Here is a 14,098-nt window from a genome sequence, read left to right as displayed (position 1 = left end):
CTCGACGAGGGGACTTACAGGATACCAAAATCCCCTTAAAAGTTAAGTAGACTCGCACTGCGGCGATTCGCCCCCCCTTCTCGATTCCAATTCGGTTTTTCCAAAAAAATCTGATACTCTATGGCAGACTGAGTTTCCAACTTCCATAAGCGGCCTCCTCGATGACTTCTACGTGTTTTCCCGGTCGATTTTTCCACGGCATCCAAGTCCTTTTCGGTGCAGCGGTTTGCTCAACCCTATTGATGCAATCCGGAGTAGCTCAAGACTCGAAGTCGTCGGTTCCAGCATCGCTCGCAGAACTGGCCAAAATGGATGTCGGGGACTCCGATACCTTGAAAGCCGGCAAGCTTGCCGCACAGATCCGCACGTCGGGTTCCTTCACGCTTCTCCAAACATTGCAGGCGATGCGCGGTGCCACCCCCATCGGAAAGAACTGGCTCATGGGGTTCGCCAGCCATGCCTACAAGAAAGAGCTGGTTTCCAAATCACCCGAGGACATGAAGGCCGCGCTGGAACGATTTCTCGCCGATCGAGATCAAGACGGTGAAGCCCGAGCTACAGTATTCGAGTGGCTCACGCAGTTGAACCCCGATGCTCGCAAAACTTGGCTCGCTCAAATGCAGGACGACCCGAGCCCTGAACTCCGCTTCGCCGCGATCGAAGCTGCCCTTCCCACCACGAAGGAAGTCGAGCCCCTTCTCCGGTTGCTCGAAAATGCGCGGCATCCCATTCAAGTCTCGACCATCATCAAATCGCTGGCTGACGCAGGAAAAGAGATCGATCAAGCCAAACACTTCGGCTTCCTCAAGTCCTTTCGTTTGATCGGGCCATTTGATCACGTCGGCACCAAAAACTTCAATAAGGTATTTCCCGTCGAAACGGATTGGATTGCGGGCAAGACCGCCGATACTTACGAAGGGAAGCACGGCGAAGTCCGTTGGATCGAACACACAACGTATGACAAAGACGGAAGTGTCGATCTGGCCAAACTCTACAACAACGAAAAGGGTTGTATCGTCTACGCCACCGCCGAATTCGATTCCCCGATCGAAGGCCCCGCAGAACTGAGGCTGGGTTCTATTATCGGTCAAAAGGCTTGGGTGAACGGCAAACAGGTGATGGCCAACGAAGTCTACCACTCCGCGTCTCAGATCGATCAATACATCGAACCGATTCAGTTGAAGAAGGGGCCTAATCGAATTCTGATCAAGCTCTGTCAAAACGAGCAAAAGGAATCCTGGGCACAAGGGTACCAATTCATGGTCCGCATCACCGACTCCACAGGTAAAGCGATCCAGCCAGTCGCAAAGAACTGATCTGCGGAATGCGAATGGCTCGCTCTCACTCCTTCACCGATTCCAACTCAACGTGCGATTCCTATTTATCCGGACCGTCTGACATGTCTTTCATTAAATCATTTTCGATTCAACGATCCTTCGCCCTTTTTCTATTGAGCTCGGCTGTAGCAGTCGGTCCGCTGGTGTTGCCCCTAACGAATGCACTCGCCGATTGGCCGCAATTCCGCGGCGAAACGGCGAACCCTGTCCTGTCTGGCGTGAGTCTTCCTGTCGAATTCGGGGGAGAGACAAAGAAGAACGTCGCTTGGAAAGTCGATATCCCAGGCCGATCGGTTGGGGGAGCGATTGTCGTTGGAGACCAAATCATCACGACCAGCAGCGGGGGGATGGACCAACGCCGTCTCTTTTTGCTCAGCTTTGACGCGAAGGACGGCAAGAAACTTTGGGAGCAAGAGTTGATCGCGCGAGGTCGCCCCTACTCACACCCGACCAGTGCCAATGCAGCGCCGACTCCCGCCTCGGACGGCAAGAACGTCTACGCATTCTTTAGCTCCAATGACTTGGCCTGCGTGTCACTCCAAGGCGACTTGCTCTGGTATCGATCTCTCACTTCGGAGTTCCCGAAAGCTGCCAACGACACGGGAATGAGCTCTTCTCCTCTGCTCATCGATGGCGTGTGTGTGATCCAAATCGAATGCCAAGGGGATTCGTTTGCGGCCGGGCTCGATGCGAAAACCGGCGCAATCCTCTGGAAGATCGATCGCCCCACCAAAGCGAATTGGTCCTCTCCGACTTCCATGACCGACGCGGAAGGAAAGAAACTCGTCGTGATGCATTCGGGTGACGATGTCTTGGCCGTGAAACCCAAAGATGGTTCCCTTGTTTGGCGATTGGAAACAGCTTGCTCACCCGTCCCATCATCTCTTGTGTTTGAAAATAAACTCTACGTTCCAGCCGGCGGGATCACCGCTTTCGATCTATCTAGCTCCGGGACACCGAGCAAGCTCTGGACATCGAACAAAGCCAATTCGAATGCTTGCTCACCTCTCGTGAAGGACGGACGGATGTATACCGTCAATCGAACGGTGCTCGTGTGCAGCGATATATACACCGGTGCGGTCGTGTGGCAGCTCCGCATCGCGGAAGGAAGCATTTGGTCCTCTCCCGTCATCGTTGGAGATCGACTTTATCTGTTCTCGCAAGACGGCGTCTGCTCGGTAGTGAAACTCGGAGTTGAGGGTGGTGAAAAACTTGCAACGAATCCGCTGGGCGAAGAAGTGCTCGGCTCGCCTGCTATCTCGGGTAACGCGATGTTCGTCCGCAGCGTGTCATCGCTTTGGAAAATTGCAGAGTAGTTTTCTCTCCTTTCCCTCACACTTTAGACGCATTCTCGGTGAAACCTCAATCCGTTCAGTTTGAACCAGTCGCTGCACCCGTGTCGGGGAAAGCGCGTGTCCCAGGCTCGAAAAGTATCACAAACCGCGCATTGATCTGTGCTGCGATGGCTCGGGGAGAGTCCGTTCTGTCGGGTGTCCTCGAAAGCGAGGATACCGAAGTGATGATCGAGGCTTGGAGAACCCTTGGCCTCACCCTGCATTGGGACAAACAAGCGGAGGTAGTACGGATTGAAGGGTGTGGTGGTCAACCCCCCACGCCTCATGGTGACTTGTTCATCGCGAATAGCGGAACCTCCATCCGATTCCTAACGGCAGCCTTGGCCGCAACCCAAGGCGAATACCGACTTGACGGCGTAGCTCGCATGCGCGAAAGGCCCATCGCAGATCTCATCCACGGATTGCGTGATCTAGGTGCCGACCTTCGCAGCGAAAACGAGTCCAACCCCAACTGCCCCCCTGTGCGAATCCACGGTCGTGGGCTCCATGGCGGCGTCGCTCAGGTCGCAGGGAATGTCTCCAGCCAGTTCTTGAGCGGAATGATGATGGCAGCTCCCTATGCGCGAGCCCCGATTGCCATTCAAGTAACCGGGGAACTGGTGTCCAAGCCTTATGTGGAGATGACCGCTGCTGTGATGCAATCCTTCGGCGTCTCGGTGGAGAGCCATCCATCGGAGAACTCGGCCAACCTCCATTACAAGATCAATGCACCGATGCACTACCGGGGTTGCGAATATGCGATCGAGCCAGATGGCTCGGCAGCAAGTTACTTTTGGGGGGCAGCGGCGATCACCGGTGGAAGAGTGCGTGTGCAAGGTCTCTCGCGAGGGGCTTTGCAGGGGGATGTTGGATTCGTCGACGTTTTGGAAAAGATGGGATGCGAGGCCATCTACGGTGAGGATTTCATCGAAGTCATTGGCAAACCATTGCGAGGGATCGATATCGATATGAATGCGATCAGCGATACGGTTCAGACCTTGGCTCCCATCGCCATGTTCGCGGAGGGACCAACGCGTATCCGCGGGGTCGCTCACAATCGCCATAAAGAAACCGATCGAATCGGTGACTTGGCAAAAGAGCTTCGCAAAGTCGGGGCGCAAGTAACCGAGCACGAAGATGGACTGACAATCCAACCGGGGGCCTACCACCCAGCCGTTTTGGAAACCTATCATGACCATCGTATGGCGATGAGTTTCGCGTTGATAGGAATGCGTACGCCCGGAATCACGATTCTGGACCCTCGATGCACGAACAAGACCTTTCCGAGATACTTTGAGGTGATGGGGGAACTGATTGGCCAGTCCCCTTGCTACCGATAGCCTCCCCCTACCTATAACTTCGAACGCTGCGTCCAACAGACACCGTCATCCTAGAACGGAGCAATCGGAGCTCCTCCGGGGTGAATTGTCCCGGTCGTACCACAATTTCGGTGTAGGGACTCATGTACTCCGTTAATCCTTCGACGGTGACGGAGGTATCGCTCACATCAATCGTCGCGAGCGTCATCGGAAAACGCGCGATCTCCGCCAGGGATCGATCGGTAATCGCGGTTCCTGCCAATCCAATGGACTGTAGGGAGCCCATATTCCGCAGGTGTTCGATCGTATCGTCCGAGAGGCTCGATCCGGAGAAATTGATTTCGTAAAGCATGGGGCTCCACGTTTCGAAACAAACTCCAGTGAACTGTTTTCCTCGCAACTCTAACTTGATGAAGCCTACCGATTTCAATGCGGAAAGTCCCGCATCCGTGAAGTTTCCATCTCCAAGCGACCAACTCATGCTGGGGATCGAAGCAGCCATCACAGGCAAGATGGCATCGGTCAAAAGCGTATGCTCCAAGGAGAGGAATCCGGATACTCGCATGTTGGACGCGTACCTAGCCATAATGTCATCGGTGATTCGGACATCGTGCAGGGTCAATCGTCGGACCGAAATTGGTTTTTCAAATAAGGAACCGGTGATCCCCGTACTGCTGAAATCCAAATAGCCAAATCGGCCCCTGCTCAGATCATTTTCAGGATGCGAGGCCAATGCATCTGTTAGTCTCCGATTCCCCTTCAAAGAGATCGATCGCTCTGGCTTTAAACTCCAAGTCGACGGCAAACGGAACTCATTGTCCAAGTCGAGGTCCCCCAAATCGAGCTCTTGCAGATGCCATAGGCTGGCAAGGCGTAGGATGGAGTCCCTCGAAAGCTTTGTACCTGAAATGGAAAGATGCTTAAGCCCAGTCTGCTCGCGAAGTGCTGGAACCGATGAGTCTGTGATTCCGGTATGCGAAAGGTCTAAGGACTGGAGACTTGTATAGCGACTCAGGCTGGAAACGATCTCATCCCCGACGGTGGCTCCTGCGAGGGAAAGTCGCTCCACCTGCTCTGGTGCAGGGAATTGTTCGATGTCGACGGATTGAAACTTGGGATCGCTAAACGCGACAGACACGATTTGTCCTCTAGACACACGAAGCTCGCCACCTTGTTCATGAATTTGCTGATAGCGATCTGCGAGCCATTGGTCCTCCGCAATGCGAGATTTGTTCAGGTTGCTGGCGGGAATATGAATGCCAATCGCCATCAACGCCATGATGCCAGCTCCAAGGCGTTGTTGCCATTGTGAACGGCGAATCAATGCCTCTTCCTTTTCTGAGACCTGCTGTTCACTCTTCGGTGGGAATTGCGAAACGAATTGAAAGCCAGAGGCACGAAGCGATTCCATAAAGAGGATGGGAAGAGTCGCAATGAAAAAAGCTGCGACGCACATGCTGGTAAGGCTGCTCACGGCGATCGTCGAGCGTTGTAACTCCATATAAAGTGAATAGAGCATCGAAGAAAGGATACCGACCAACAGCATCCAAATGAATGGAGCCCCAATGCGTGACAACGGGTCTTGCTTCCAGTGCCGAATCCAAAGGAATGGGATTCCCCCCAAGAGACAGACAAACATGAGGAAGGCGCCGATGACTGCAATACCCAACAAATAATCCCTGCGTTCGATTTCCATCGCGATGCTAGGGGCGATAGACAAACTCAAGACGGCAGCCAAGACGATCATGGTCAAGAAAATATCCTCGAGTCGAATGCGCTGACCTCCATGGACCCTCGCTTCCGTTCTCTGGATGCGCCAGCCCCGGAGCGAGCGAATGATAAGAAGGGGTAGGGAACACGCGAGAACGACAAAGGGAGCTGGGAGTACTCCCCAAATCAATCTCCATACCTGACCCTCTCCACCCTGAACGAGCAAGCTGTAGCTACCACTCCCCCAAAGCACCGACCCAAAAGCGATCGAAACGAAGAGCGACCCAACGAGAGTACCCAGAATCCAGCTTGGAAAGAGCAGAGATGCCACGATCGACGCGATCAGAAGATGACCAACGAAAACGCCGAGATATCCCTTCGAGATTTCTCGCGGCAGAATGTTCATGGCAGAGGGCAACAAACAATCGAACGAAAAGAGAACGAGAAGGAACAGCCCGAGCGGCCAACAATGAAACCACCTGGGGCGAGGAACTGATACGGCAGGATTCTCCGGCAACGAGTCTTCGATCCGTACTTCATTCATAGCCGGTGCTCCTGGCGAGGGTTCTGCTGCCCATCATCGTAATCGATCGCAACAGGTGCCGATGAGTTCGGCTATTGCATTCTCTGCAAGAATCCCTCCGAAACTTCAAGATGACGATCCAGTTTCGATCCCATCTTATCGAGCTGCTTCGTCATGACACTCATCCGCGGATTGCGTTCAAAGAATGCACGATGCCGGTGCATGAATCGCCAGTAGAGGCCATCCCAGATTTCGCACCAATCTCCTTTCTTGAAGTTGCTCATCTTGAGCACATAGGAAGAGCCGCTGATATAGGGCTTGGTCGTGATCATGCCGCCATCGGCGTGCTGACTCATGCCATAGACATTAGGTACCATCACCCAGTCGTAAGCGTCGACGAACAACTCCATGAACCATTGATAAATGGCATCGGGATCGATTTCGCAAAGCAACATGAAATTGCCAAGGATCATCAGTCGTTCGATGTGATGGCAGTAGCCCGTGCGGAGCGTTCGACGAATGACGACGTCGACCGGCTCGATCCCCGTGGTGCCGTCGTACAATGCTTGGGGCATCGGTCGCTCATGCCCCCAGAAATTACGAGTCCGTTGGAGCCGTCCTAGCTTCCGATATACAATCCGCATGTACTCGCGCCATCCGATCACTTGACGTAGAAAGCCCTCGAGAGAGTTCAACGGCACTCGGTCTCGACGCTTCATAGCCTCGTCGATAATCGTCTCGGGAGCGATCAAGCCGATGTTGAGCATCGGGGTGAGAACGGAATGAAACAGAACAGATGCCTCGCGGTCGATCGCGTCTTCGAAGTCACCGAATTGAGCGAGCCGTTCGTCGATAAAGCGGAGGAGCCATCGATGGGCTTCGGAGTGCTGAAACGGATACATCAGGGCTAGATCGTCGCCAATCGCGTGGGGAAAACGCTGGCGGACGTACTCGCGCGCTTCGGTCGAGTAGGGGCTGGGTTCCGGGGCCTCGACAGCTGGCAAGCGGATCCCTTTGGGGAGTTTTTTACGGTTGTCGGTATCGAAGCTCCATTTACCACCGACCGGCTTTCCTTCCTCGTCGAGGAGCAATCCCAATCGATTCCGTTGCTCGATGTAGAAGTTGGTAAAGAAGTATTTTTTCTTCCCTTCGGTCCAGCGATCGATGTCGGCGATGGAGGTGATGAAATTGGGAGAGGGATGGAGGATCAAGTGAATCCCGGCGTGGTTCAATGCGGAGCCGAGTCGACGGGCCAGGAAGTCGTCTTCGGGGTCGATGAGGTGAGCCTCGGAGATTCGATGCTCCGCCAAGACTTGGGCAAGATCCTTGGACGTGGAAAGGGTATGGGCTTCGACATAGTGTTTCCGTCCACCCTGGGGGACAGCGGCATGATCAAAGTGCCAGCGCATCGAAGCCCGATGAAGCATAAGCTTCTGCCGATGGAAGGAATATTGGCAGAAAAACAATGGGTCTTCGATCCAGAAGATATCGGTAGTTGGGAATTTTCCCGTGAGATCGGGAAAGAGTTGGTGCGGAAAAACCAGGGTCGCGGATCGAGGGGCACGCATGCGTGGGATGCTTTCAGGGGGCCGATGCTCTTGGCGGTGGCGGGATCTTGGATTACACTTCTCCGTTCCAGTAAAGCCGGGTGTCAATCGTCGATTTGCACCGCAAGTCGTGGTTTGCCTTGGCAGAACTTGGAAAAATCGGGCCGTAGCGCAGCCTGGATTAGCGCGCTACCTTGGGGTGGTAGAGGTCGGGAGTTCGAATCTCCCCGGCCCGATTACTAAAAACCCTGCATTTCCCAGTGATTTGCAGGGTTTTTTCGTGTGCGTCAGGCATGACGCGGAGCGTCATTGACTGACGCTCGCAACTGGCAAGCGAAAGTGAACCAGGAAGTAACTTGTCGGGTGCAAGTCCCGATGGAGGCCTTGATGACAGGAACTCCTAGTCGACTGCAAGGGTGTCAGGGGCAACTCTGAATCTGAAGGAAGCAGCAGGCAAACTCTCGGTTCGAGGTACACGAACCGTATACGAGGCGACGACCCGGTGGGCGAGAAGGCACGAAGATTCAAAGCCCAATGTCATTCGGACCGAGTCGGCGTATATGCGGCGAATATACGAGAGGAAAGTTACGCGTCTTACCCTGAGAGATCTACGGGGATGCTGCAAAGCTAGTTGCCTCGCAAGAGGTTACGATGTCACCGTAGAAGTCAGCAGAGGCCATAGTAGTCGGAGGCTTTAGCTGACGAAGGGCCGAACAAGTTTAACCGTTTGGTGCAAAGTATTCGTGATGTGAGGTAGACGCAGAGATGACGGCTGAGAAGCCTGAGCGGCGAACAAGAGTATGCGGCGGAACCGCTGAGGGTAATTCGTACGCGCGTCAAACACTTCCGGCATGCAATGAGAACACTGAACATTCAGTCACCGTCACGATGGAGGAGGTGCTAAGCCGCAGCAATATGTTGCAGGCGTTGAGCCGTGTTGTCGGTAATAAAGGAGCCGCAGGCGTTGATGGGGTGACCGTCGATGAACTGCCAGGCTACTGCCGAGAGCATTGGGAACGCCACCGGGAAGAACTGTTCAGCGGAACGTATCGTCCGAGCCCTGTGCGAAAGGTAGAAATACCTAAACCCGGTGGCAAAGGGATGCGCATGCTGGGCATACCGACAGTGCTAGATCGCTTGATCCAGCAAGCTTTACTGCAAGTGCTCACGAGGCTCTACGATCCAATGTTTTCGGATTCTAGCTTTGGGTTTCGCCCAGGCCGGAGTACGCATCAGGCGTTGGATCGTGCCAAGGAACACATTGCTTCAGGGCATCGCTGGGTTGTCGACATGGACTTGGAAAAGTTCTTCGATCGCGTCAATCACGACATCCTGATGAGTCGCCTTGCACGTCAGATCCAAGACAAACGCATCCTGAAACTGATCCGCTTGTATCTGCAAGCTGGCATCATGGAAGGCGGCATCGTGAGTCCACGCAGCGAGGGAACGCCGCAAGGCGGTCCCTTATCACCGCTTCTGTCCAACGTCCTGCTCGATGAGCTGGACAAGGAGCTGGAACGCCGAGGCCACAAATTCGTTCGCTACGCTGATGACTGTAACATTTACGTTCGCAGTCACCGCGCCGGTGAGCGAGTGCTTAATGGTGTCGAACGCTTCCTGAGCGAGAAACTGCGACTGACAGTGAATCGAGCCAAGAGTGCCGTGGACCGCCCCTGGAACCGCAAGTTCCTGGGCTATACGTTCACGCACCATCACCAACCGAAGTTTAAGGTGTCTCCTGAATCGGTCAAACGCTTCAAGGGTCGCCTACGCGAGGAACTCCGCAAGGCACGAGGTCGCAATGTGCGTACGGTGCTTGCTCAGTTGCAGCCGGTCCTGATCGGTTGGGTGTCGTACTACCGGAAGAGTGAAGTGAAGAAAACGTTCGAGGAACTTGATAGCTGGTTACGCAGGAAGTTACGCGCCATCTACTGGCGCCAATGGAAGCGTCCGCCCAAACGAGCCCGCGAACTGACTCGCCTTGGCATTGACCGCGTGCGAGCGTGGGTCTGTGCTGGCAATGGTCATGGCCCCTGGTGGAATGCTGGCGCTAGCCACATGAATCAGGCCCTGCCTACTCGCCACCTCACGCAACTTGGGCTGATAAGCCTCGTCCAGAAAGGCACTGAGCTGAATCGTCGTTAGACCTGAACCGCCGTATACGGAACCGTACGTACGGTGGTGTGGGAGGACGGCGGGAGTAATCCCGCCTCCTACCCGATTTGCCGATTTCTAATCGGCAAACGCCGCGATGGAACGCTCAAGACACTTACGCCGATTGAAAATAGGTCGTTACATTCCGTGCAATCGCTTCAGGGGTGAAATGACTAAGGAAGATTTCTTGGTTGTGCCGACATTGATTTGGAGTGTTGGCTCATGAGGAGCTTAGGGTCGATCGCAGGGTGGCGAGATATGCGTTCGTAACCTTGGAGATGGCCTGAGTCCAGCATGATCCACTACGTTTGGTTCAGTGGTCGATTGCCGTCGGTTCTTGCTGTGCTGGTTTTGCTCCACGGGATTACGGGTTGCCGTTTGATTCGGCACTTCCCGCCCCCCAGTAGGACTGTTGCATGGCCTTCCGAGGGGCTTGATTCGGAACGATCTTCTTCATTCTTGCGAATCGCCCGTGACTTGAGCCAGGCGAATGATTCACGTAGTGTCGATTACTACTTTCAAGCGGCCGCGTTGAGTTGGTCGGCATTGTCCGAGCACCCTTCCCTCGCATGCCCGCAGCACCCCGCGTGGGGAATCTACCAAGCGAGCTTGGAGGGATTGCTCGTTGATGCGGCTCGATTCCATCGCTTGGATTCGTCCGGACAACTCCAGATCTACCAACCGTTGGGGCTCGTTTGTATTCCCGTGACGAGTTCCAGCTTGGACTGGCCTGTCGAACAAGTGACCGACATGCAGGTTCCAGATAAAACGAGACGTAAAAAACTCAAACGCACCTTTGCAAAGTCCGGTTTGGGAGTCCCGATCGTTGCACTGCGCACCAAGCCATATGGGAGCGAAGATAATCCTGTGGAACGCTTTATTCCCGATCGCGTGCCATTGGCTGCAACCGCAGTTCTTCGGGCCGATTCGGAAATGCCGAGTGGGTTCGCAATCGAACTTGTCAATCCATCGAGAGTCAACGCGATTCAGGTTGAAAACAGTTGGATTCCAATCGCCAAAGATCTTAGCAGTCCGTTGGAGTTCCAGCTGCAGAACAAGCCAACGAACCCGCTCGCAGGTTTTCTGCTGCCTGGCTCAGGAGTGGAAGATGATGGATTGCGCATGTCGGAGCCGTATCAACCAGGAAAAGTACCCGTTGTCTTCATCCATGGATTGATGTCGGAACCGGTGACATGGATGGATATGCTCAATCAGTTGAGAACGCTTGACTGGTTTAATGAACGCTACCAAGTGTGGGGTTTTAGCTATGCGACGGGAAGCCCTTTTGTCACATCAGCGATGAGACTGCGAAATCATTGTCGCGAGGCGCTGTCGACCCTGGACCCTCTTTCCGAGGACCCCGCCTTGCAGGAGATGGTGCTGATCGGACATAGCATGGGCGGGCTCCTCTCCAAGCTTCAGATTTCTGCAAGCGGCGACGACGTTTGGAACTCCGTGTCGAAGGTTCCGTTGGATCACATTCGTGTGCCGAACCACGTCCGTGAAGAGCTTCGAGAACGCATGGTCTTTGAACCCCAACCCTACGTTCGTCGGGTTATCTACATTGCGACTCCGCATCAAGGATCTTCGTTCGCTTCCCGTGGTGTCGGAAGAATTGCCTCTTCGTTAGTACAGCCTGATGAGCAATATCAATCGCTGCATCGACGATTGGTCTCCGACAATCCCAATACGTTCTTCGGAACCTTTCGGAAACGCATTCCCACAAGCGTCGATCTTTTGGAACCGAACGATGCGACCTTGAAAGCAATATACAGCCTCCCTGTTTCTCCCCATGTAAGGCAGCATACGATCTTTGGAACGGGGGATGGTCCATGGACCCTAGGCATGAACGACGGTGTTGTGTCCGTCGCGAGCGCTTGCCATCCCTGCGCGGTGAGCGAAGCCCAAGTCGATGGGTGTCATACCAAGATCCTTCAGCACGAAGCTACCATTGCCGAAGTAATTCGACTATTGATCGTTCACTTGCAAGAATCGGTTTTGGAAAGCGGGGATGGCTTACAAACGAGAGATATCAAGGGAGTAGAAATCCAAAACTCGCCATGACCCGGCTTGCATCCTGTTCTGAGAAATCACGATTCTGTCGGGAACCCCACAGTCCCTCGATACCCCAGAATAAACTTGGCGTGGGTTGGTGAATCAAGTTGACTGCCAAGTATTGAATTCTCTTGATGCTACTGGCAGGTTGCAGCGGAGTGTTATTCAAGTCTTCTTGGCTATACGTAAAGTTCGTGAACCAGCGCTTGGACCAGGAGTGATGTAACCCAACGTACCACGCGACCGCTTCAAGCGGTGCGCCACGGCCGACCAGCGTGGGAGTGAGATCTGGTAGTTCTCTATAGCTGCCGATGCCGGAGCCCCACAACACCCCACCATAGAATCGATTGCGGGGGGTGAGATCGACAAACGAAGTTGCGTTGATGCCTCCTCCCGTGAATTCGAGCACTTCGGCGTTTGCAGGCTGAAAACCAATCCTCCTCGCAACGGCTGCAAGCTGAAACTGCAGGCTCATTTCTGTGTATCGAACTCGAGCGATGGCGTCGGGGAGCACGCGGCGCGGATCACCAAAATTCAGGAGTTGAGATTCGACATTTACTGGAGAATCTTCGATTGCCGCGGCGAAACTCCATCGCTCGTTCCAGAACTCTTGGGTCCAGCGAAGCTGCGCTTTACGAAGGCTGACGCTGGCGACGTCCCCAGTCAAATCGAGAGTGTTTGGCAATGCTGCGCGGTGGGCCAAAGTCGACCAGGTTTGTCCAAGAATCAGATTCCCATACTCCCCGTAAGCATGGCGAAGCCTCAGTGTGCTGGAATCACCGAAGAAGTCTCCCTCGACAAAGATTCGCATCGGTATTTCTCCGTCGGTTGCACGGCGACGGGCATCCAAACTCAGCCGTGTCTGCCTGGCATGAAAACGCGAGTTAGTCCTTTGCTCTTCACCGATCGGAATGGTGATAGGATCAAAGAAATCGGTGGAGTCGATTGCGCGGAAATCACGAATCAAATCCGTTTTGACATAACCGCCGACCTTGGCACTCCAATCCCCATTCTCAAAGGAAAGCCCCTCGCGAAGATCGCTTGGGAAGTCATTGAAGTTCAGTTGTCCGTGTGCTGCTCGGTCGGACTCGGAGAAATAGTTGCCGTCGATGACCATCGATCCCGTCCCCAGGTTCGCGGAAACAAAGCTCTCGGACACAGATGACTCCTGCCCCACCTGCGGTGGAATTGGTTCATTCTGAGCTTCGACGTTCTGTACGGCGAGGCAAAGGGAGACGCGAAAAAGAATTGCGCAAGCTAACCATGCTACCTTCCACGAGGGTTTGGAATGCGATCTCTTCATCAGAATCGCATTCCCGTTCCAACGTTGCAGATAAAGTTTGCCGAGTCTTCGTTCATACCCCAGAAGACGCGAGTGCCAATCTCCATGTTCGGGGACAGCAAGTAATGGATGCCGGGACCCACGTAATGTTGACCATAGTCTTCCTCACGACCGACGCTTTGAAGACTGAAGTATTCGGCATGAACATTCCATCGTTCGCGAATCATGGGCGTCTTCAGCACCACCGAAGGGGCCCATTCGGTGAAGCGGTCTTCCTCTTCGGCGAGCATAAACCACCGGAGTCCGGTATCAAATTCCCAATCTCCCGCAATCTTCCAACCAGCCGCATACTCGACGGAGAAATCCGTATCGCTCGACTCTCCACTCGTGGGGGTATAACCGGTGAAGATCAACACAGAGTCCGGCAACCACCCCTCTCGGGACGACAGAGCAAACTTGGCACCGTAGTTGGCAATGGCTTCTTCGCTTCGTTCTTTGTGGGTCGGTGCAAGATGCTGAAACTTGCCAATTTCGTAGGTCCATCCCACTCGCAATTCCAACTGCGGAGACATACCGTAACGAATCAGCAGGTCCGGAAACAAATGCCCCTCATGCTCAGCCTCCTGGTCGAGGAAGCTGTACGAGGCTTCGAATACCCATCTCCCTTGCTCGACGATTCTTGGCGAACGAGTGAACGAATCGCGGTCGGTCTCGACAGGCTCACTACCGAGCTCCCTCGCTTGTTCCTGGCCGAGCACGGAGGATGCGGATAGCAGTACGACAGCTAATGTCCCGATGGCTGCGATCGTATGGAATGACGAGAACATGAATGGGTCC

At 54.2% G+C, this 14,098-nt stretch carries 9 protein-coding genes and 1 tRNA gene; 6 read left to right on the top strand and 4 right to left on the bottom strand.

Translation table 11 applies throughout. The annotated features are described in order from the left end of the window. Window positions 1-161 precede the first annotated feature (161 nt). From VN12_RS10600 to aroA, 3 genes are all read left to right on the top strand, one after another. Window positions 162-1,316, top strand: a complete 1,155-nt coding sequence (locus VN12_RS10600; RefSeq protein WP_146676775.1) for a HEAT repeat domain-containing protein — start codon at window positions 162-164, stop codon at window positions 1,314-1,316. A gap of 83 nt (window positions 1,317-1,399) precedes the next feature. Beyond that, complete coding sequence (locus VN12_RS10595) at window positions 1,400-2,653, top strand: PQQ-binding-like beta-propeller repeat protein (RefSeq protein WP_168164328.1); 1,254 nt, start codon at window positions 1,400-1,402, stop codon at window positions 2,651-2,653. 38 nt (window positions 2,654-2,691) lie between these two features. Continuing rightward, the gene (aroA, locus tag VN12_RS10590) at window positions 2,692-4,011 is read left to right on the top strand and encodes a 3-phosphoshikimate 1-carboxyvinyltransferase (protein WP_146676773.1); all 1,320 of its coding nucleotides are present in this window, start codon (window positions 2,692-2,694) and stop codon (window positions 4,009-4,011) included. A gap of 7 nt (window positions 4,012-4,018) precedes the next feature. Here aroA and VN12_RS10585 read toward each other — a convergent pair whose 3' ends face one another. After that, a complete protein-coding gene (locus VN12_RS10585) occupies window positions 4,019-6,244 on the bottom strand; it encodes a leucine-rich repeat domain-containing protein (protein ID WP_146676772.1) in 2,226 nt (741 codons plus the stop codon). 71 nt (window positions 6,245-6,315) lie between these two features. Beyond that, window positions 6,316-7,791, bottom strand: a complete 1,476-nt coding sequence (locus tag VN12_RS10580) for a cryptochrome/photolyase family protein (RefSeq protein ID WP_146676771.1) — start codon at window positions 7,789-7,791, stop codon at window positions 6,316-6,318. 139 nt (window positions 7,792-7,930) lie between these two features. Between VN12_RS10580 and VN12_RS10575 the strand changes: the two genes are divergently transcribed. From VN12_RS10575 to VN12_RS10565, 3 genes are all read left to right on the top strand, one after another. Next, window positions 7,931-8,006, top strand: a tRNA-Pro gene (locus VN12_RS10575). A 652-nt stretch (window positions 8,007-8,658) separates the two neighbouring features. Beyond that, window positions 8,659-9,915 (top strand): group II intron reverse transcriptase/maturase, encoded by a 1,257-nt coding sequence (gene ltrA, locus VN12_RS10570; RefSeq protein WP_205855087.1) that lies wholly within the window; start codon window positions 8,659-8,661, stop codon window positions 9,913-9,915. Between the two features lie 303 nt (window positions 9,916-10,218). Beyond that, window positions 10,219-11,988 carry an esterase/lipase family protein gene (locus tag VN12_RS10565; RefSeq protein ID WP_146676770.1) on the top strand — a complete coding sequence of 590 codons (1,770 nt, stop codon included), beginning with the start codon at window positions 10,219-10,221 and terminating at the stop codon, window positions 11,986-11,988. Here VN12_RS10565 and VN12_RS10560 read toward each other — a convergent pair. Next, a complete protein-coding gene (locus VN12_RS10560) occupies window positions 11,957-13,282 on the bottom strand; it encodes a hypothetical protein (RefSeq protein WP_146676769.1) in 1,326 nt (441 codons plus the stop codon). The two genes, VN12_RS10565 and VN12_RS10560, sit on opposite strands and share 32 nt — an antisense overlap. Beyond that, on the bottom strand, window positions 13,282-14,088 hold the full coding sequence (locus tag VN12_RS10555; RefSeq protein WP_146676768.1) for a transporter: 807 nt from the start codon (window positions 14,086-14,088) through the stop codon (window positions 13,282-13,284). The genes VN12_RS10560 and VN12_RS10555 overlap by 1 nt, the downstream gene beginning before the upstream one ends. Window positions 14,089-14,098 lie beyond the last annotated feature (10 nt).

It is taken from the genome of Pirellula sp. SH-Sr6A (genome assembly GCF_001610875.1).
Taxonomy (GTDB): domain Bacteria; phylum Planctomycetota; class Planctomycetia; order Pirellulales; family Pirellulaceae; genus JBKCUI01.
This window is presented reverse-complemented; position numbering and strand designations above follow the sequence as displayed.